The sequence below is a fragment of the Demequina sp. TMPB413 genome (genome assembly GCF_020447105.2).
GTDB lineage: Bacteria > Actinomycetota > Actinomycetes > Actinomycetales > Demequinaceae > Demequina.
In genome coordinates, this window is sequence record NZ_CP096184.1 from 968,791 (window position 1) to 988,375 (window position 19,585).

Below are 19,585 nucleotides of genomic sequence, written 5' to 3' on the forward strand. Positions count from 1 at the left end.
TCAGGGCCCGGCGTCGTTGTCTCGTGTGGAGGTAGTGATGCGTACCGCGGAAATCAGCAAGCGCTGGCTTGAGTACTTCGAGTCGAAGGGCCACGCCGTGGTGCCCTCGGCATCGTTGGTGTCTCCCGACCCGTCGCTGCTGTTCACCGTCGCAGGCATGGTGCCGTTCATTCCCTACATCATCGGCGCCGAGACCTCGCCGGACCCGCGCATCGCGACGGTGCAGAAGTGCATTCGCACCAAGGACATCGAAGAGGTGGGTAAGACCACCCGCCACGGCTCGTTCTTCCAGATGCTGGGCAACTTCTCCTTTGGCGACTACTTCAAAGAAGGCGCGATCGAACTCGCGTGGGACTTCTTGACGGGTCCAGAGTCGGAAGGCAAGCTCGGCCTTGAGCCTGAGCGTTTCTGGGTCACGATCTGGGAGAAGGACGACGACTCTTTCACGTACCTCACGAATGTGGGCGTGAACCCCGAACACATCGTGCGCCTCACGCGCGAAGAGATCTTCTGGGATACGGGACAGCCTGGTCCAGCAGGCCCGTGCGCCGAGTGGCACTACGATCGCGGGCCAGAGTATGGGCCGGAAGCCGTCGGCGGAACCGTTGACCCGGGAGGCGATCGCTACCTGGAGATCTGGAACCTGGTGTTCGACCAGTTCCTGCGCGGCCCTGGGTCCGGCAAGGACTACCCGCTCATCCGCGAGCTCGACCAGAAGGCCATCGACACCGGTGCTGGTCTCGAGAGGATCGCGTTCCTCAAGCAAGGCGTCGCGAACTTCTACGAGATCGACGAGGTCTACCCCGTCATCGCCAAGGCCGAGGAGCTTTCCGGCCGTTCCTACGGCACTGACGCCCAAGACGACGTCAGGTTCCGGGTGATCGCCGACCACGTCAGGTCTTCGCTCATGCTGATCGGCGACGGCGTCACGCCGGGCAACGAGGGTCGCGGCTACGTGCTGCGTCGCTTGATGCGACGCTCTGTGCGTTCCATGCGCCTGTTGGGCGTCACCGACCCCTCGCTCGTGACCCTGATCGAGACCAGTTACGAGGCGATGCGGGAGTCGTACCCAGAACTCGACGAGTCGATTGATCACATCAAGGCCGTCGCGGGAGCAGAAGAGGAAGCGTTCGGGCGCACCCTCACGCAAGGCACGTCGCTGTTTGACACGGCTGCGTCTGCGGCGAAGTCAGCTGGTGGCCGAGTGCTCGGCGGCAAGGAGGCCTTCACGCTTCATGACACGTACGGCTTTCCGATTGACCTCACGCTCGAGATGGCCGCTGAGCAGGGCCTCACAGTAGACGAGACGGCTTTCCGGTCGCTCATGCAGGAGCAGCGTGATCGTGCCCGCGCCGACGCCAAGGCCAAGAAGGGCGCACACGGAGACTTTGGCGCTTACCAGGAGATCGCCGCCAAGACGCCCTCGGTGTTCAGGGGTTACGACGAGCTGGCGCTGCAATCGAAGGTGGTGGCCATCGTCAAGGACGGCGTCGGAGTTCCTGCTGCCACTGCGGGGGAGTCCGTCGAGGTCATCCTTGCGGAGACACCGTTCTACCCTGAGTCGGGCGGCCAGGACGCTGATACCGGTGCGATTCGTGCCGCCAATGCCACCCTCGATGTGATGGACGTGCAACGTCCCGTCAAGGACGTGATCGTGCACTCTGTGCAGGTCGCGGAAGGCACCATCGCCGTTGGCGACGTGGTCTCGGCTGAGGTGGACGGGCCTAATCGTCGGCTTGCCTCCAAGGCTCACTCGGCGACCCACCTGATCCACTCCGCGCTTCACGAGGTGCTTGGCAAGCAGGCGAATCAAGCAGGCTCTTACAACAAGCCCGGCTATATGCGCCTCGACTTCGCGTGGACGCAAGGCGTCTCCGCTGCCGCCAGGAGCGAGATCGAAGACATCGCCAACCGCGCGATCCGCGAAGAGCTCCCCGTCGACACGAACGTCATGTCGCTCGATGAGGCGAAGTCGCTCGGGGCGATGGCGCTGTTCGGAGAGAAGTACGGCGACCGGGTACGCGTGGTGGAGATTGGCGGACCGTTCTCTCGCGAGCTGTGTGCCGGCACTCACGTCGACAACTCAGCCCAGATCGGGCTCCTCACGGTCACCGGCGAAGGATCGGTCGGGTCTGGGGCCCGTCGCATCGAGGCGCTCGTTGGCGCGGATGCCTTCAGCCACCTCGCTGCCGAGCGCTCGATCGTAAGCGAACTGACGACGTCCCTCAAGACGCAGCCACATGAGCTCACCGGCAGGGTGCACTCGCTCGTGGAACGGCTCGCCCACGTGGAGAAGGAGTTGGCTGGCATGCGCCAGCAGGCCCTCCTCGCGGCCGCTGCGGGCATCGCAAACGACGCCGTCGACGTGGCAGGGGTCCGGCTGGCAAGCCTTGCGGTGGCCGACGCCGGTAGCGCCGACGATCTACGCGCCCTGGCGCTCGACGTGCGTTCGCGGCTCGGCGAGAGCCAAGCGACCGTCGTCGCCCTTGCAGCGGACCTCGGAGGTAAGCCCGCCGTCGTCGTCGCGACCAATGCCGCCGCGAGGGAGGCGGGCTTGCGCGCTGGCGACCTCGTGAAGCTTGCTTCCCAGGCTCTGGGCGGAGGAGGCGGCGGCAAGCCGGATCTCGCTCAAGGTGGCGGGCAAGACTCGACCGCTATCCCTGCCGCCCTCGACGCGATCGCTGCGTCCGTGGGGGAGCGTGGCTAGGGGAGTGCGCATCGGCGTTGACGTGGGAACAGTACGCGTTGGCGTTGCGGCGAGCGATCCAGACGGCATCATGGCGTTCCCTGTCGAGACGGTGCCGCGCGCGGCAGACGCCGCGGCGCGGGTGGCTGCTATTGCCATTGAACGCGAAGCCATCGAGGTATACGTGGGATTGCCACGCCACCTGTCGGGGGCGGAAGGAACGTCGGCCGCCGATGCACGAGCGTTCGCAGAACAACTCGCGGAACGCCTCGAAGCCCCCGTGCGTTTGGTGGACGAAAGGCTGTCGACGACGTCGGCGTCGCGCGCTATGCGTGAGGCAGGCGTGAACGCGAAGAGCCAACGATCGACTATTGACCAGGCCGCCGCAGTCGTTATCCTCGATACAGTTTTGGATGCTGCCAAGCGGGGGAATCTGGGTACAGTGGCCACAACGGTGGCCCGCGAGGAGAACCATGACTGACCTGTTCGAAGCCGAGGCAACAACGACGACGTCGTTGGACTTGCGTCGGGTGCAGCGACTCCAGCGCCGTGCGCGGCGCCGCAAGTGGACGCTCGTGCTCGTGGCGATTGCACTGGTCGTCTTTGCGATCGGCGGCTCCTACGCCTACAACTTTGTGACCACCACCTTTGAGCGCGATACGAACGAGATTGCCGACTACGAGGGTGTTGGCCAGGGTGTGATCCAGGTCGTGATCGAACCTGGTGATACCGGAACGGACATCGCCGCGACGCTGTACGAGGCAGGCGTGATTGCCTCGGAGCAGGCGTACATCAACGCCTCGAACGCGAACCCCGATTCATCGGGAATCAAGCCAGGCTTCTACTTCATGGCACGCGAGATGAAGGCCGAGTACGCGCTGCTCGCATTGCTCGACCCCAACAACCGTGACTTGCGAAAGATCACGATCCCAGAGGGCAAGCAACTCAGCTTCTACTACGACAAGATCGCATCCCTCACCGGTTACTCGGTTGACGAAGTGAAGGCCGCCGCAGAAGACACCGCAGCGATCGGCCTGCCGGCCGAGGCAAACGGCAACCTCGAGGGCTGGCTGTTCCCCTCGACCTACAACTTCAATCCCGGTGTCACGCCCTCCGACGTGCTGCGCGAGATGATAGCCACGACCGTCCAGAAGCTGGATGCCAAGGGCGTGGCGCCTGCCGACCGCCTCAAGATCCTCACGATCGCCTCGTTGATCGAGATGGAGGCGGGCTTGGACGTCGACCGTCCACTCATCTCCGGAGTGATCTACAACCGTCTCAACCGCGACATGAAGCTCGAGCTGGACGCGACGGTGAAGTACATCGCTCCTTCGGAGGGCGCGTTTGTGAGCGCCGACGACAAGCAGGTTGACTCGCCGTACAACACGTACATGTACACGGGATTGCCGCCAGGCCCCATCTCCGGTTCCGGTGAGGCATCCATCGATGCGGCGATTGCACCCGCGAGCCACAACTACGTGTTCTACGTCACGGTCAACCTCGACTCCAGGGAGACGCTGTACGCGGAAACGTACGACCAGCACCTGAAGAATACCCAGTTGCTCCGTCAGTGGATCGAAGAGAACCAGTAGTCGGCCAGTTGCGACGCCGGGCGGCTGTTCTCGGTCACCCGGTGTCGCACTCGCTGTCGCCTGTATTGCACGCCGCCGCCTATGAGGCGCTGGGACTTGACTGGACCTACGAGGCTGTCGATGTGGTCGAGACGGGCCTTACGGACTTTCTGGCCGGACTCGACGACGCATGGGTTGGCTTGTCGCTCACGATGCCGCTCAAGATCGAAGCCGCACGGATCGCCGACTTCGTTGAACCCCAGGCCAAGCTGGTGGGAACCGTGAACACCCTCGTGGCTTCGGGCCTGGGGGAGTACAGGCAGTGGGTGGGCGCCAATACCGACATTCATGGCGTGACGGCGGCCCTTCGCGAGGCTGGCGTCTCGTCTTGCGCCCAACCCGTGGTCATCGGGGCTGGAGCAACCGGTACGTCGGCACTGGCCGCGCTTGGCGCGCTGGGCGGCACCCATCCGCGCGTTGTGGTGCGCAACAGGGCCCGTGCGGGCGGCCTGATGCGGGCGGCGACCAAGATGGGCCTGCAACCGCGCTTTCTGGATCTCGACTCGGATGCGGCGCTTGATGCCCTTGCTCAGGCCGACGTGGTGGTCTCGACGGTCCCTGCGGAGGCCGGCGTCCTCCTGGGCGAACGTCTCCGCGCAGCCGGCCTGACGACGCCTGGCCACCTTCTTGATGTGGTCTACTCGCCGCTCGTCACGCCTCTCGCGCTCGCGTGGGCCGATGCCAGCGGCTCCACCATCTCTGGCACCCGCATGCTTCTGCATCAAGCGGGCGAGCAGGTTCGCCTGATGACCGGCCAGCCAGCGCCGCTGGAGGCCATGGAAACCGCCTTGAACCGGGTGTTGACTACGTCATAACCGCCTTCACCTAAGGTCCCTGCCGATGTTATGTTCGGCTCCTGAGTTACGGGGGCGTCATCTTGGTTCAGGAGGCCGAGTGCAACAGCTGGGCGAGATTCTGATCGCTGAGGGTGTTCTCACCGAGCATCAGTTGATGGATGCCATCGACGAACAGCGCAGTAGGGGTCAGACGTTGGGTCGTACCCTCGTGGAGCGAGGGATGATTTCCGAGGCTCAACTGGTGCGCGCGTTGGCTCAGCAAGTCGGCATGGAGTTCGTTGACCTCACCAGCTACGCGGTGGACCAGTCGGCCGTTGCGATGGTTCCGGCGGTACTGTGCCGTCGCCACAACGCGCTACCGGTCGCACGCGACGGAGACCTGCTCAAAGTGGCGATGGCGAACCCGAGCAACGTGGTTGCGATCGACGACTTCGGTTCCGCGTCGCGTATGCAAGTCGTGCCCGTCATCGCCACGCACGACGACGTTGCCGCCGCGATTGATCGGTACTGCCGCGCTGACTCTGAACTGGATGAGCTTCAGGATGAACTCGGCGACGTAGGCGACCTTGCGAGCGACCTTGGTGGACTCTCGAGTTCCGTAGAAGACAACGCGCCCATCGTGCGGTTCGTGAATCTGCTCATTACTCAAGCGATTCTTGACCGTGCCTCAGATATCCACGTCGAGCCAGGCGAGAAGGACCTCGCCATCCGCTACCGGATCGACGGCGTTCTTCACGAGATGCAGCGCGCGCCTAAAGCGTCGGCAGCAGGCGTCGTGTCTCGCCTGAAGATCATGAGCGACATCGACATCGCGGAACGTCGAAAGCCTCAAGATGGACGGCTCTCCGTGAACCACCAGGGCCGCAAGATCGACCTTCGCGTGGCGACGCTTCCCACAGTGTGGGGCGAGAAGGTCGTCATGCGTATTCTCGACAACACGACGGCGGCGCTCGATCTTGAAGACTTGGGCCTGAGCGACTCGAACTCGCTGCGCTATCGACAGTCGTTCACGAAGCCCTACGGCATGATCCTGGTCACGGGGCCTACTGGCTCTGGAAAGTCGACCACGCTGTACGCGACGCTCAACCAGATCGCGCGTCCCGAGATCAATGTGATCACCGTCGAGGATCCGGTGGAGTACCGCATTCCTGGAATCAACCAGGTGCAGGTGAACCCCAAGGCCGGTCTGACCTTCGCGGCAGCGCTGCGATCGATTCTGCGTGGCGACCCCGACGTGGTGCTCGTGGGAGAGATCCGTGACAAGGAGACCGCACAAATCGCGATCGAGGCCGCATTGACCGGTCACCTCGTCCTGTCGACGCTTCACACGAATGACGCCCCCTCGGCCGTGACGCGTCTCATCGAAATGGACGTGGAGCCCTTCCTTGTGGGCTCCGCCGTCGATTGCGTTGTCGCGCAGCGCCTGGCCCGCCGGCTCTGCAACAGTTGTCAGGTTGACCAACAGTTCCCCACAAGTCAGTTGCCCGACAAGATTCGGCCGTACGTCGACGGCGTGGAGACGACTCTTTCCGTTCCTGTAGGGTGCTCGCACTGTTCGCAAACCGGATATCGTGGGCGTCTCGCGCTTCACGAGATCATGGTGATGGACGAGGACTTGGAGCGCCTCGCGGTCGCACGGTCGTCGTCGGCTGAGATCGGGCGCGTCGCGGTGACCAATGGCATGGAGACGCTCCTGATGGATGGCTGGGCAAAGGTGCAAGCGGGGCTCACGTCCCTCGAGGAATTGCTGAGGGTTGCGAAGTGACGCGTACTCTCGCGAAGGAGCCAGGAGGCGAAGACCGATGAACACCCACTTCGATCCGTCGCAAGGCGGGCAATACCCGCCGCCTGCCAGCCCCGCTGTTGCGACTCCGGCCCACACCGATTTTGGTCATGGACCCCAGAGTTCCGCTCCGCTGCACCCGCAGCCTCCTGCGCCACAGGGATACGGTCAGCCTGCGCCGACGCCTCCTGCTCCGGCAGCGGTTCCGCCGGCGCGAGACAACGGGCCCGTCATGCCGGGACAGCCTTCCCCGACAAGTCGCCCCGCGGAGACACCGGGCATGAACGCCGCTCCCAGGCAGCAACGCGTCGGCATGTCTCAGGAGATGCAACCGGGTGACCTCGACATCTCGGACGCGTTGAGGATGATGTTGCGCACCGGCGCATCCGACTTGCACTTGACTACTGGCGCGCCGCCCATGGTGCGTCTTGACGGTCAGCTCGCGGCGTTGCCCGGCTTTGATGTGCTGAAGCCCGACGCGCTCCAGCGCTCGCTCTACTCGATGCTGACGCAAAAGCAGAGGGAGAAGTTCGAGGAGGACTTCGAACTCGACTTCTCTCACGCCCTCGTAGGCGAGGCGCGCTTTCGCGTGAACATTTACCGCCAGCGCGACTCGCTTGGCGCGGCGTTCCGGGTGATTCCTTATGAGATCAAGCCGCTTGAGGCACTAGGGATCCCGCCGACGGTCTCGGCCTTCGCTGGGCTCGCTCGCGGACTTGTGCTGGTCACGGGTCCCACGGGTTCTGGAAAGTCGACCACGCTCGCGTCGCTGGTCGATCTTGCCAACCGGTCGCGCAGCGCCCACATCATGACAGTCGAGGACCCGATTGAGTTCCTTCACCGTCACAAGCGGAGTCTGGTCAACCAGCGTGAGGTCGGCTCGGACACCCATTCTTTCCAGGCGGCTTTGCGACATGTCCTGCGCCAGGACCCCGACATCATCCTCATCGGCGAGATGCGCGACCTGGAGACGATCCAGGTCGCGTTGACTGCGGCAGAGACCGGACACCTCGTGTTCGCGACTCTTCACACGCAAGACGCCGCGCAAACGATCGACCGCGTGATTGACGTTTTCCCGTCGGGGCAACAAGGTCAGATTCGCACCCAACTGGCGACAGCGGTACAAGGAATCGTTTGCCAGACGCTGCTCAGAAGGGCCGACGGTCCCGGCCGCGCAGCTGCGGTCGAGGTGCTCATCGCGACGCCAGCTATCAGGAACCTGATCCGCGAGGGCAAGACTCACCAGATTTATACGGCGCTGCAAGCGGGGGCCAGTCTCGGCATGCAGACCATGGATCAGAACCTCGCGGAACTGGTCAAACATGGCACGGTGTCTTACGAGAACGCCGTTGACGTGTGCCACAGCGTCGAGGAATTCAAGCGGCTCTGTGGCCGTGCGTCAGGCTGAGTAGGAAGAGTCAACGGCAATGGCAACTGTCACCAAGATGTACGAGTTCACTGCTCGCGACGGTGCGGGCAAGATCCAGAAGAACACGATGGAGGCCCCGTCCGAGTCAGCGGTGGCGGCGCGACTGCGGGAGAAGGGTCTCACCCCGCTTCAAGTCACCGAGCAGGGCGGCAAGGGCCTCAACCGCGAGTTGTCCATCCCTGGCTTTGGGGAGAAGATCACTCTCAAGGACATCGCCGTGATGTCGCGCCAGCTGGCCACCATGATCAGTTCGGGCTTGTCCTTGCTGCGCGCGCTCATGATCTTGGCCGAGCAGACGGAGAGCAAGCCGCTCGCCAAGGTACTGAGCGAGGTCCGCTCGGATGTGGAGACGGGCCAAAGCTTCTCCAAGGCCCTCGCGAAACACCCCAAGGTCTTCCCGCCCATCATGCTCAACATGGTGAAGGCTGGCGAGATCGGTGGATTCCTCGACGACGTGTTGGTGTCGATCGCCAAGAACTTCGAGAACGAGGTCGCCTTGCGCGGCAAGGTCAAGTCCGCGATGACTTACCCGGTGGTGGTGTTCTTCATCGCGATTCTGGCTGTCGTGGCGATGCTGCTGTTCATCGTGCCTGTCTTTGCAGGGATGTTCGAGGACCTTGGCGGCGATCTCCCGTTCGCGACCCAGATACTCGTGAACATGTCGAACTTCCTCAGGGTCGGTTCGCCGTTCCTAATTGTCGGAATTATCCTATTTATGGCCTGGTGGGGTCGTAACAAGCACCGGTATGAAGTCCGCGCAAAGATCGATCCGATCAAGCTCAAGGTTCCTGTCTTCGGCATGCTGGTGAGAAAGATCGCGCTCGCTCGCTTTACCCGCAACTTTGGTTCAATGGTGCGCGCAGGCGTTCCCATTCTCCAGGCGCTCGATATTGTCGGGCAGGCGTCAGGAAATATCGTCATCGAGAAGGCGACCACAGCAGTCCAGGACTCCGTGCGGAGAGGGCAATCGCTGGCAGGGCCCCTGGCGCAGCACTCGGTATTCCCGCCCATGGTGGTGCAGATGATGGCGGTCGGCGAGGACACGGGTGCGCTCGACGTCATGCTCGACAAGATCGCGGACTTCTACGATCAAGAAGTGGAATCCACCACAGAACAGTTGACGTCACTCATCGAACCCATCATGATCGCAGTGCTAGGCGGTCTGATTGGCGGTATGGTGATTGCGCTATACATGCCGATCTTCAAGGTCTTCGAACTGATCGGCTAGAGCTTTTACAATTCAAGAATAACCGTGCGTTGTCCTCACTGGCGAGGCAGCGAACGGCCCCGAAGAGTCATTCGGGGCTTTGACACTAATAATGAGAAAGGCACGACATGCTCGCAAAGATCCGCAAGCGCCTCGAGGAGAAGGAAGAGGGCTTCACCCTCGTCGAACTTCTCGTCGTCATCATCATCATCGGCATCCTCGCCGCCATCGCCATCCCGCTGTACCTCGGTCAGCAGGCAAAGGCGAAGGACTCCGCTGCCAAGTCGGACCTGAAGAACTGGCAGATCGAGGTCGCCAACCAGATCGCTGAAGACCCGACGATCGTGGACGAGACCACCTTGGACGCTTCTGCATTTACCGCGTCACCAGGTGTCGCGGCTCCGACGATCGACCTCGACACGGCCGCTGAGACGTTCTGCATCGGTACCACCGTGACCGGAGGTGCCGTGAGCACCTGGTCGATTGACCAAGCGGGCGTGCTGTACGAGTCCGTTGACTGCACGTAATTCGTAGTCTTGAGATCGCTGGCAGGGGCCGTTGGTACCGCACTCGCGGTACCAACGGCCCTGAGCCAGTTTCTTGATCAGTCACGAGAGGACGAATGAGCATGACGCTCAAGGTGCGCAGAGAGCACGACGATGGCTTCGGTTTGACCGAAGTCATCATTTCCATGCTCCTGATCACCATCCTGATGCTCTCGATGCTGAGCGTGATTATTTCCGCCATGCGGGTCAATGTTGGCAACGCCACCAAGGCAACAGCTGTTCAGTTGGCGACTCAGCGACTCGAAGAAGCGCGTCAGGCTGCGGTCACGGGTGACTGCGCCAACGTGCGCGCGGTGGTCGAGGACGTGTTCGACACTACGGACGGCCGCGGAGCCCCGCTACGGGTCACTGGTGTTCTCGACTGTGCTCCTCAGACTCCTGGCGATGAGCACAACGAGCCGCGGCTTGCGCGCGTGACAGTGACGGTCACTACCACTGTCCCGGGCCTCCCAGATCCCCTGGTGCAGACCGCGAGCGACATCTACGTGAAGTTTGATCCATCATGATCGCGCGCCTCCGCCGTCGTCGCACCGGCCCTGATGAGGGATTCACCCTCGCGGAGTTGGTCGTGTACTCCGTCCTCTTGATCGTGGTCCTCGGGCTCGCCGGTTCCATGTTCATTCGACTGATCTACGCGCAGCGAGACATTAAGGCGTTGTCAGAGACGAACAACGAGACTCAACTGGTGTTCGAACAACTCGAACTTGACCTTCGCAACGCCGACTGGGCCGAAGTACACGAGGACGGCACGTTGTTGGTGGTGCGGACACGCGAGGCGACCTCGACGACGTCGAGCACCGCGATTTGCGTGGGCTACTACTACAACCCCGCAGATAACAGCTTGCACCGAAAGCGCACCGCCGACAGTGCGCCCACGGCGAGCGCACTCGCCGCAAGTGACGCAGGTTCACTGGAGACGGCGGCCTCAGCCTGGAATGTCTCGATGACGGATGTCGGACAAATAGGCAGTACACCAGTCTTTGGGCCACGCGACGAGTTGTTCGAGACTCCAGAGGTGATCGAGATCTCGCTTAGGGCTGAGACCTCGGGAGATCGAAAGCCCATCGAGTTTGTCAAGTCGATCAGCATGCGCCCTCAGTCAGGCATGGGAAGCGGTTGTCGATGATGAGGAAGGTATTCGCCATGACACGTTGGCTTTCGGGACCCAAGCGAGTTCGCCAGGACGCAAGGGCGGACGAGGGCGTCGCCATGGTTGTGGTGCTTGGGGTGATGATGGTGGGAGCGATCATCACCGCCACGCTTGCGTACGTCACCATGTTCAGCACCCAGAACACGCTGGAGAACCGCGTAGAGGCACGTGCGGTTCAGAGCGCAGACGCTGGCCTCGACCTGATGCTCAGTTTGTTCGAAGATAAGACTTACGACGAGTTGTACCAGGTGTGCTCGCAGTCGTTCGTGATCAACAACGACCAAGTAGACGTCGCGACGAGCTATACCGTCGTGCGTGGAGGCGTGACGCAGACCGTTGCTTGTCCTCTCGCCTCGGATATCACTACGTCGGTGACCGTCACATCGAAGGCCACCACAGCGGTTGTTCCGCTTTCTGGGGGCGCGGAGACGCGCACCGTCGCGGCGGTGTTTGCTCCCACGCCACCAACGACGACGCTGGACAAGGCGATCTTCTCCGAGTCTTCGCTGCTGCTCACCAACAACGCCGCCATCATGGCGAGCGGCGCGGTGGACGGTAGTGGAAACCCCATCATGGACGCCAACATTTACTCCAACGGCGACGTGGACTGCAAGACCCAGACGGCGCTCGAGGGGTCGATCTACGCTGCTCAGGGCAAAGTGAACCTTGAGAACAGTTGCGACATTGCCACCACGGTGTGGGCCCGCGACTCCGTGCACATGACTTCCACGGTGGACGTGCGGGGCGACATCTACTCTGCGAGTTCATTGACTGACCTCGGAAACCCAGCGGTACTGCTTGGGAACTCGAACAACCGCGTCTGGGGCTCTGTTGTCACCAACGGCTCCGTCAAACTGACCTCGAACCCGGTGGTGAACGGTTCCGTGTTCTCGCGAATCGGCGCCATCTCCATGGACAACAACGGCGCGAACATTGGCGGCAGCGCGTACGCCAGGACCGATCTCTACATCCAGAACGGTGCATCCATCGGTCGCGACGCCATGGTGACTCACGGGTCGATTCGCGGCTCAAACAGTGCCTACATCGGCGTCAACGCATGGGCGAGCGGCACCATCCAATCGGTGGTGACGGCCCCCTACAAGTTCCCTGGCACGTCCATGTCGTACCCCAACACCATGAACCCCCACCCCGCAGCGATGCCTGCAGCGGTCGGCTATGCGGGCGCCTCTCAAGGCACGGGTGCCATTCAGCCTCCACCCCGAGAGCAGATGCCACAGCTCTTCATGGGCGCTGCTGAACTCCAGAAGTGGCAAGACCAGGGCTGGAACCTCGTCTACCCCACGAGCAGTAGCCAGTGCACCAAGTCTGGACTCATCAACTACATCGACTCGCTTCCGTCCGGGCCGAACTTGATCTTCTTTGAACCTGCAGTGTGTCCAAGCGGGATTCAGTTCCAGAACGCGGACCTCACATTGAAGGGGGATCTCGCCTTGGTGTCGCCAAAGGGAATCGAGTCGAAGAACCCCCTGAACGTCAGGAGCGACGATGCGTCGATCGAGCGGAAGATGTTCTGGATCATGCCGGCGGATTCCCCTGGCGTCACGTGGGTGTCCGCGCCGAGCGGACAATTGACGCCCACCTACACCAGTTCTGCAGGCATCATCAAGGTGCAGAGCGCTTCCATCGAGTCCGTCGAGTGGTTCATTTACACCCCGACCAAGCTCGACTGGTCAAACGGCATTCAGACGCCCGACATCATGAAGGGCCAGATCTACGCCAAGGATGTGAACCTGCAGACCAACTTCCCGCTTCAGATGAGCGTGTTGCCGGTTCCGTCGCTGAGTTCCTCGACGCCGAACCTGTCGGACCCCACAGACATTCGCATGTCTTCGCGCTTTGACGTGCGCGGGTAGCGACCGGTCTCGTGCTCGAGTCCTACCTGGTGGGCGTCGCTGTGCTCTTTGGTGCCGCACTCGGGTCCTTTGGCAACGTCGTGATCTATCGCGTTCCCCTCGGAATGTCGGTCGTGTCGCCGCCGAGCGCCTGTCCGCAGTGTCACCACCGCATCGCGGCCCGGCACAATGTCCCCGTCCTCGGCTGGTTGGTCTTGAGGGGGCGGTGCGCGCACTGTTCGACCAGGATCTCGCCTCGGTACCCGATCGTGGAAGCGACCGTCGGAGTCCTCTTCGGGCTCGTCGTGGTCGCCTATGGTCTGTCGTGGACCACGTTGTTGCTGCTCATCGCGGCCTGGGCAGCGGTGGTGCTCGCGGCCATCGATATCGACGTGCAAAGGCTCCCCGTGGTCGTCGTATGGCCGTGGGGCCTTGCCACCGCGGTGGTGGTGCTCGCATCAGCGGCGACGTCGGGCCAGTGGGATCCGGCGCTGAGGGCACTCATCGGGTCAGCCGCGTTGTGGGCCTTCTATGGCCTCGCGCATCTGCTATATCGGCGTGGAATGGGGCGCGGGGACGTGCGCTTGGCGGGGGTCATTGGTGGCGTGCTCGGCTTCATGGGATGGGGGCCGCTGGTCGTAGGAGGGTTCGCGGCTTTTGTGTGGGGGCTGGTGGGTGCCATCATGCCGATGATCCGGGCTCGGTCGGTGAGCGGGGTGCGGATCCCCTTTGGCCCATGGATGCTCCTGGGCGCTGCTACGGGCATTGTGATTGGTGCACCTGTTGCCAGCTGGTACACACAGCAAGTTCTGGGCCTGTAATGCTTGAGAAGCGTCCTACTTGTGCCGATAGTCCGTTCGACGCTTCAGGGAGGTAGCAGTGGGGACCAAGACAGTCGCCGTAGACATCGGTACATCCGTTGTTCGTGTGGCCGAAGTTGAGAGCGGCTCGGGCGCGGACCCGCGCGAAGGAGCGACTCTGCACGCCTTCGCCGAACGCGCCATGCCTCCAGGCGTGATTCGCAAAGGAGTCATCGAAGAGCCGTCGGCTCTGGCTGCCGTTGTGAGAGAGACGATCAACGCCGCCAAGGTGAGCTCAAAGAGCGTGGTCGTAGGGCTTGAGCACTCAGGGGTGGTGATTAGGGAAGTTGACATCCCCGCTCAACACATGGACAAGGTGCGCGAGTCGCTCGCCTTCCACGTCCAGGACCTACTGCCGACCTCGGCCGACGAGTCCATTCTGGACTTCTATCCCACGGCAGAGTACGACGCTCCTGCAGGGCCGACGCTAAGAGGACTCCTGGTTGCCGCGCCCAAAGAGCACGTGAGCGAGCTCGTATCGGTGATCGAGAAGGCTGGTGCGAGCGTGGCTGCCGTCGACCATTCGGCGCTCGCACTGTGGCGCAACGGGTGCCGAGGAGCACTTGCTTCCGTCAACATTGCTTTGGTCGACGTCGGGTCTGCCACCACCACCGTGACGGTCTCTCAGGCGGGAGTGCCACGCCTCGTGCGCACCCTGCCACAGGCTTCTGGAGACGCGACTCGCGCCGTAGCCGAGGCGACCAAGGGCCTCGACCAGGACGCCGAGACCTTCAAGCGCGAATGGGGTATGGCCCCGAACGTGCCACCCGAGCGGCGCAACGTGACGGATGCCGTGGCGCAGGCCATGGGTCCGTTGATCGAGACCGTGCGCAACACTCTTGCTTACTTCGCTTCGTCGAACCCTGGCGGCGGCATCGAGCGCATCGTCCTGACGGGTGGTGGCAGTTACGTGCAGGGCTTTGGCCAGGCCTTCGCAAGCGTCACAAGAATCCCCATTAAGGTGGGCGACCCACTCTACGGCTTCACGCTCGGCAAGAAGGTCGATTTAAGGGCGATCCGCGGGAGGGAAGCGGAGTTGGCAACCGTTATCGGTCTCGCGATGAGGAGCAAGAAGTGAACCCGATCGCACAGAAGTACGGTGCGGCGTCGCTGCCGCAGGTCAACTTGGTCCCCAGGGAGATTGGGGACCGCAGAAAGATGCGCGCGGTGCAGACGTTTGCCGCGTTGGCGGTCGCCGCGTTCGTCGCCCTCATGGCCATCGTCTTTGTCGGCGCCTACGCGGCGCGGAGCGTCGCGGAGGGAGCGTTGGATGATGCCTTCAGTGACGAGGAGGCAGCTTTAGCGGAGCGGGACGCGAAGCGGGGCGTCTACGACGACTACATTGCGCAAGAGACTCGCGAAATGACGCTCTTGCAAGTGGGTTGGGCAGAGATCGACTACTCTGCGTTGGCGACCTCGCTATTGGCCACTCAGGATGCCGAGACGTCGTTCGCCGAGCTGCACTTCTACGGTCCGTCGGCTGACGGTATCGGGGGTGGCGACGTCGCTCCCTTGTGGGGTGGTGGGGTCGGACGGTTCGACTTCATCGCACAGACGCGCACTCAAGCACAAGCGATTGCGCTCATTGACCGGCTCGAGGCAGTACCTGGCGTCGCGAAAGTGATTCAGGTGGAGCAGATCTATGAGGCCGAAGCCCCTACCCAAACCTGGAAGGTGACCGGCACCGGTGTCATCACGCGTACGGCGTTGACCGGCCGACTCATTCCCGTCAATGGCATCATCGACTTCTCTGCGGTTGACCTCATCCTTGAGGACGTCGACGCGGCGCCGATCCCTGTCGTTGACGATCCTAGCGAGGCGCCCGCCGATGGCTCGTCGGCCGAACCGTCGCCTTCAGCCGACGCCGAAAGCGAGGGTTAATCGTGTTGAGTTCAAAGTACGCCCCGGTGATTGCGATCGCCGTCGTCGCGATCATGATCTTGGGTGCGCTCGGGTTCTTCCTAGCGATCAAGCCCCAGATCGATGGTGCGGCCGAAGCACTTGAGCGGAAAGACGTCGTCGAGGCCAACATCACACAGATTGGGAACGACACCGAGCAGATCGATGCCGCTGCGGCTCGCCTTGCCGAAGCGCCAGACCTCGGTGCGGAAACGGCGCTCAACGCGCCTGCGTCCATGGACCTGTCCGAGTTTCACACGCGACTCGACACCGCCGTCAAATCGTCGCAGGCGGAAGTGGTGGCGATTAACGTCGCGAGTCCGACCGAGGTGGTCGCGTGGACACTCGACGCGGCGGCGCGGCCGTCCACAGGCGTAGCCGGCTACTTCGAGACGGGCCCGGTGCCGCGATTGGCTAACGAGCCAAGCCTTGCCGTGCCGTACGAGCCAGTTGTGAAGCCGGTAACTCCAGAGACGCCTGGGGCGACATCGATCGTGCGCATGGATGTCACCCTTGTCGTCGCGGGTACGCCTAAGGAAGTGGAGACGCTTCTTCGGCTCCTTGCTGCTCCAGAAGACCGCCTGTTCCAGGTCTTCGAACTCTATGAAGAGGCCAGGTTCGAGCGTGACACGCCTGAGAAGGGCACGAACGGGTACAGCGACGGAGACGTCAAGGCAACGATTTTCGGTGCGCTCTACCTCCTCAACCCCGACACGACAGTCGACGACGAAGGCGAGCTGGTTCCCGCGACGCTTCCGTCAGACTCTCCGTTCCTTGAGCCCGACGACTACGAGCCCCAAGTGGGCGCCAAGTAGGCCCCACCGCGTGAGAGGGGTTGTCGCAGACCATCTAGCCCGTGCGTCTGCCAGCCCCTCTCACGTGGAACAATGTGACCCATGCTCCGATGGTTGACCGCTGGCGAATCGCACGGCCCCGCTCTTGTGGGCACACTCGAAGGACTTCCCGCAGGCGTGGAGGTGACCTCTGCCCACGTCCGGGAGGCGCTTGCGCGTAGGCGTCTCGGCTACGGCAGGGGAGCGCGCATGGCCTTCGAGCAGGACGAAGTGACCATTCTTGGCGGCGTGCGCCACGGCGTGAGCCAGGGTGGGCCAGTTGCCATCATGATCGGCAATACCGAGTGGCCCAAGTGGGAGACCGTGATGGCGGCGGATCCTGTTGACCCTGAGCTTCTCAAAGGCGGACGGGCGCAGTCGCTGACTCGCCCGCGACCCGGTCACGCAGACCTCGTGGGCATGACCAAATACGCGCTCGACGACGCGCGACCGGTCTTGGAGCGCGCCTCCGCTCGCGAGACGGCGGCCCGCGTTGCGCTGGGCGCTGTTGCCGAGGCGTTCCTTGTACAGGCCGCGGGTATCACTTTGGTATCGCACACGCTTCAGGTGGGTCCCGTTCGGGTGCCGGACGATGCGCCGCTACCCACTGCGGCGGAAGCCGCCGCGCTCGACGCTGACCCGATTCGTTGCTTCCACCCGGAAACGTCGGCCGCGATGGTGGAGGAGATCGACGACTGCCAAAAGGCGGGAGACACCCTCGGCGGAGTCGTGGAGGTCATCGCCTACGGCGTACCGGTCGGCCTCGGTTCTCACGTGCACTGGGACAGGCGCCTCGACGCACGCCTCGCGGCCGCACTCATGGGCATCCAGGCCATCAAGGGCGTCGAGGTGGGCGATGGCTTCGCGACGGCCGCGCGCAGGGGCTCCCAAGCGCACGATGAGATCGAGTATGTCAACGGCGCTGTCGCGCGGCGCACCAACCGGGCCGGCGGAATCGAGGGCGGCATGACCAACGCGGAGCCGCTGCGTGTTCGTGCCGCCATGAAGCCCATCAGCACCGTGCCGCGGGCCCTCGACACGATCGACACCTCGACGGGCGAGCCCGCGAAGGCGATCCACCAGCGTTCCGACGTATGCGCCGTCGCTCCGGCCGCAGTCGTCGCTCAGGCCATGGTCGCCCTCACCCTTGCGGACGCCGTCTTGGAGAAGTTCGGTGGCGATTCGGTCGCAGAGGTCAAACGAAACCTCGCCGCATACGAGGCCGCCATCCCTGACACGCTCCGCTGATGCCCCCGGTCGTCGTCCTGATCGGCCCGCCGGGTTCCGGCAAGTCATCCGTTGGCGCTCAGGTCGCGCGATTGCTGTCAACGACACTTCGCGACACCGACGCCGATGTCGAAGCTCACGCGGGACGCTCCGTCGCCGACATCTTCGTGACGGATGGCGAGCAGCACTTTCGCGAGTTGGAGAGGGCCGCCGTATCGCGCGCTCTGACCGAACATGAGGGCGTGCTAAGCCTTGGGGGAGGAGCGCCCATCGACCCCGCGACCCAGGACCTTCTGAGGGCCTACGTGGCCGAGGGCGGACACGTCGTGTTTCTCGATGTGAGCCTCACCGCCGCCGTCCCGCGAGTTGGCTTGAACGCAAACCGCCCTCTGCTCCTCGGGAATCCTCGCCAGAAGTGGCTTGCTCTCATGACCGAGCGCCGGCCCATCTACGAAGGCCTGGCGACTCGCACAGTGATGACGGATGATCGCAAGCCAAAGGGCATAGCGAGAGAGATTGCGGAGGCACTGGGATGACGAAAATCACGGTGAACACCGCTCGTCCTTACGACGTGACGGTGGGGCAGGGACTCGACGAGGCCATCGTTGCCTCGGTCTCGGACTCCGTGCGCAAGGTACTCATCGTCTACTCGGCACCCCTGGCCGGGAGAGCCGATGCGCTGAGCAGCGGACTCGAGGCACGCGGGTTCACGCCGGTGCGAGCCGAGGTTCCTGACGCCGAGTCCGGAAAGACCGCCGAGGTCCTTGCGTTCTGCTGGCAGGTACTCGGCAAGTCGGACTTCACACGCTCTGACCTGGTAATGGGGCTCGGGGGTGGGGCCGTGACGGATCTCGCTGGATTCGTTGCCGCGACATGGTTACGCGGCATCGACGTGATTCAGGTCCCGACGACGTTGTTGGGCATGGTCGACGCCGCGGTAGGCGGCAAGACCGGCATCAACACGACGGAAGGCAAGAACCTTGTGGGGGCCTTCCACGAACCCCTTGGTGTCTGGTGCGACACTGACCGATTGACAACCCTTCCCCGTCACGATCTGGTTGCAGGCCTCGCTGAGGTGGTGAAGGGGGGATTCATCGCTGACGCGAGGATTCTCGAGCTCGTTGAGGACAACATGGGCCTGCTCACTGCCACGGTGCAGTCTGGCTCGAGGGCTGATGCCTCCGGCGATGCCCGAGCGTTGGACTCCGCTGCCATACCGGTCTTGACCGAACTCGTCGCACGCAAGGTAGCCGTCAAAGCAAACGTCGTGGGCGCTGATCTCAAAGAATCCTTTCATCGGGAGATTCTGAACTACGGCCATACCTTCGGTCACGCTATCGAGTACACGGAGCGCTACCAATGGCGACACGGCGCCGCCGTATCGGTGGGAATGGTCTTTGCGGCCGAACTGGCGCGATTGGCGGGCAAGCTGTCCGACGCCGATGTCGACCGCCACCGCTCCATCCTTGGCGGCCTTGGCCTTCCCACGAACTATGCACCCGGACGATGGGAAGCGCTCTACACGGCCATGAAGCGGGACAAGAAGACCAGGGGAGACCTGCTCCGATTCGTCGTGCTGCATGGCCTCGGTAATCCGCAGCGGCTTGAGGGTCCCGACCCCTCGCTGCTGGCGGCCGCATACGACGCGGTATCGCGCTAGCAGC

The 19,585-nt window shown here is 63.0% G+C and carries 18 protein-coding genes; all 18 read left to right on the forward strand.

Going from position 1 to position 19,585, the window contains the following annotated elements; genetic code table 11:
- Positions 1-37: 37 nt before the first annotated feature.
- The 18 genes from alaS (at position 38) to aroB (ending at position 19,581) form a co-directional block, all read left to right on the forward strand.
- A complete protein-coding gene (gene alaS / locus LGT36_RS04700; RefSeq protein WP_226097310.1) occupies positions 38-2,707 on the forward strand; it encodes an alanine--tRNA ligase in 2,670 nt (889 codons plus the stop codon).
- Entirely contained in the window at positions 2,700-3,167 is a 468-nt protein-coding gene (ruvX, locus tag LGT36_RS04705) for a Holliday junction resolvase RuvX (RefSeq protein WP_226097311.1), read from the forward strand. The genes alaS and ruvX overlap by 8 nt, the downstream gene beginning before the upstream one ends.
- Positions 3,160-4,278: an endolytic transglycosylase MltG gene (mltG, locus tag LGT36_RS04710; RefSeq protein ID WP_226097312.1), complete on the forward strand. Its 1,119-nt coding sequence runs from the start codon at positions 3,160-3,162 to the stop codon at positions 4,276-4,278. The genes ruvX and mltG overlap by 8 nt, the downstream gene beginning before the upstream one ends.
- A complete protein-coding gene (locus LGT36_RS04715) occupies positions 4,257-5,132 on the forward strand; it encodes a shikimate dehydrogenase (RefSeq protein WP_370634355.1) in 876 nt (291 codons plus the stop codon). Before mltG ends, LGT36_RS04715 begins: the two co-directional genes overlap by 22 nt.
- A 79-nt stretch (positions 5,133-5,211) precedes the next feature.
- Positions 5,212-6,879 carry a GspE/PulE family protein gene (locus LGT36_RS04720; protein ID WP_226097313.1) on the forward strand — a complete coding sequence of 556 codons (1,668 nt, stop codon included), beginning with the start codon at positions 5,212-5,214 and terminating at the stop codon, positions 6,877-6,879.
- Between the two features lie 298 nt (positions 6,880-7,177).
- Positions 7,178-8,305, forward strand: coding sequence for a type IV pilus twitching motility protein PilT (locus tag LGT36_RS04725; RefSeq protein WP_226097314.1), 1,128 nt, complete (start codon positions 7,178-7,180; stop codon positions 8,303-8,305).
- 19 nt (positions 8,306-8,324) lie between these two features.
- On the forward strand, positions 8,325-9,554 hold the full coding sequence (locus tag LGT36_RS04730; RefSeq protein ID WP_226097315.1) for a type II secretion system F family protein: 1,230 nt from the start codon (positions 8,325-8,327) through the stop codon (positions 9,552-9,554).
- Between the two features lie 107 nt (positions 9,555-9,661).
- Entirely contained in the window at positions 9,662-10,060 is a 399-nt protein-coding gene (locus LGT36_RS04735; RefSeq protein WP_226097316.1) for a prepilin-type N-terminal cleavage/methylation domain-containing protein, read from the forward strand.
- Positions 10,061-10,155: 95 nt separating this feature from the next.
- On the forward strand, positions 10,156-10,605 hold the full coding sequence (locus LGT36_RS04740) for a hypothetical protein (protein WP_226095343.1): 450 nt from the start codon (positions 10,156-10,158) through the stop codon (positions 10,603-10,605).
- On the forward strand, positions 10,602-11,225 hold the full coding sequence (locus LGT36_RS04745; RefSeq protein WP_226095342.1) for a hypothetical protein: 624 nt from the start codon (positions 10,602-10,604) through the stop codon (positions 11,223-11,225). Before LGT36_RS04740 ends, LGT36_RS04745 begins: the two co-directional genes overlap by 4 nt.
- Positions 11,226-11,242: 17 nt before the next feature.
- Positions 11,243-13,123, forward strand: a complete 1,881-nt coding sequence (locus LGT36_RS04750) for a hypothetical protein (protein WP_226095341.1) — start codon at positions 11,243-11,245, stop codon at positions 13,121-13,123.
- An 11-nt stretch (positions 13,124-13,134) separates the two neighbouring features.
- A complete protein-coding gene (locus LGT36_RS04755) occupies positions 13,135-13,923 on the forward strand; it encodes an A24 family peptidase (protein WP_226095340.1) in 789 nt (262 codons plus the stop codon).
- 58 nt (positions 13,924-13,981) lie between these two features.
- The gene (pilM, locus tag LGT36_RS04760) at positions 13,982-15,040 is read left to right on the forward strand and encodes a pilus assembly protein PilM (protein ID WP_226095339.1); all 1,059 of its coding nucleotides are present in this window, start codon (positions 13,982-13,984) and stop codon (positions 15,038-15,040) included.
- Positions 15,037-15,843: a hypothetical protein gene (locus LGT36_RS04765; RefSeq protein ID WP_226095338.1), complete on the forward strand. Its 807-nt coding sequence runs from the start codon at positions 15,037-15,039 to the stop codon at positions 15,841-15,843. Before pilM ends, LGT36_RS04765 begins: the two co-directional genes overlap by 4 nt.
- A gap of 2 nt (positions 15,844-15,845) precedes the next feature.
- Positions 15,846-16,676 carry a hypothetical protein gene (locus tag LGT36_RS04770; RefSeq protein WP_226095337.1) on the forward strand — a complete coding sequence of 277 codons (831 nt, stop codon included), beginning with the start codon at positions 15,846-15,848 and terminating at the stop codon, positions 16,674-16,676.
- An 81-nt stretch (positions 16,677-16,757) separates the two neighbouring features.
- The gene (gene aroC / locus LGT36_RS04775; RefSeq protein WP_226095336.1) at positions 16,758-17,942 is read left to right on the forward strand and encodes a chorismate synthase; all 1,185 of its coding nucleotides are present in this window, start codon (positions 16,758-16,760) and stop codon (positions 17,940-17,942) included.
- Positions 17,942-18,457 carry a shikimate kinase gene (locus LGT36_RS04780; RefSeq protein ID WP_226095335.1) on the forward strand — a complete coding sequence of 172 codons (516 nt, stop codon included), beginning with the start codon at positions 17,942-17,944 and terminating at the stop codon, positions 18,455-18,457. The genes aroC and LGT36_RS04780 overlap by 1 nt, the downstream gene beginning before the upstream one ends.
- Positions 18,454-19,581, forward strand: a complete 1,128-nt coding sequence (gene aroB, locus LGT36_RS04785) for a 3-dehydroquinate synthase (protein WP_226264446.1) — start codon at positions 18,454-18,456, stop codon at positions 19,579-19,581. Before LGT36_RS04780 ends, aroB begins: the two co-directional genes overlap by 4 nt.
- Positions 19,582-19,585: the final 4 nt, after the last annotated feature.

Bases quoted from the DNA above. Each gene is read 5' to 3' on its own strand.
- alaS (WP_226097310.1), top strand. From the start codon at position 38: ATGCGTACCGCGGAAATCAGCAAGCGCTGGCTTGAGTACTTCGAGTCG.
- mltG (WP_226097312.1), top strand. From the start codon at position 3,160: ATGACTGACCTGTTCGAAGCCGAGGCAACAACGACGACGTCGTTGGAC.
- LGT36_RS04725 (WP_226097314.1), top strand. From the start codon at position 7,178: ATGAACGCCGCTCCCAGGCAGCAACGCGTCGGCATGTCTCAGGAGATG.
- LGT36_RS04730 (WP_226097315.1), top strand. From the start codon at position 8,325: ATGGCAACTGTCACCAAGATGTACGAGTTCACTGCTCGCGACGGTGCG.
- LGT36_RS04735 (WP_226097316.1), top strand. From the start codon at position 9,662: ATGCTCGCAAAGATCCGCAAGCGCCTCGAGGAGAAGGAAGAGGGCTTC.
- LGT36_RS04740 (WP_226095343.1), top strand. From the start codon at position 10,156: ATGAGCATGACGCTCAAGGTGCGCAGAGAGCACGACGATGGCTTCGGT.
- LGT36_RS04745 (WP_226095342.1), top strand. From the start codon at position 10,602: ATGATCGCGCGCCTCCGCCGTCGTCGCACCGGCCCTGATGAGGGATTC.
- LGT36_RS04750 (WP_226095341.1), top strand. From the start codon at position 11,243: ATGACACGTTGGCTTTCGGGACCCAAGCGAGTTCGCCAGGACGCAAGG.
- aroC (WP_226095336.1), top strand. From the start codon at position 16,758: ATGCTCCGATGGTTGACCGCTGGCGAATCGCACGGCCCCGCTCTTGTG.
- LGT36_RS04780 (WP_226095335.1), top strand. From the start codon at position 17,942: ATGCCCCCGGTCGTCGTCCTGATCGGCCCGCCGGGTTCCGGCAAGTCA.
- aroB (WP_226264446.1), top strand. From the start codon at position 18,454: ATGACGAAAATCACGGTGAACACCGCTCGTCCTTACGACGTGACGGTG.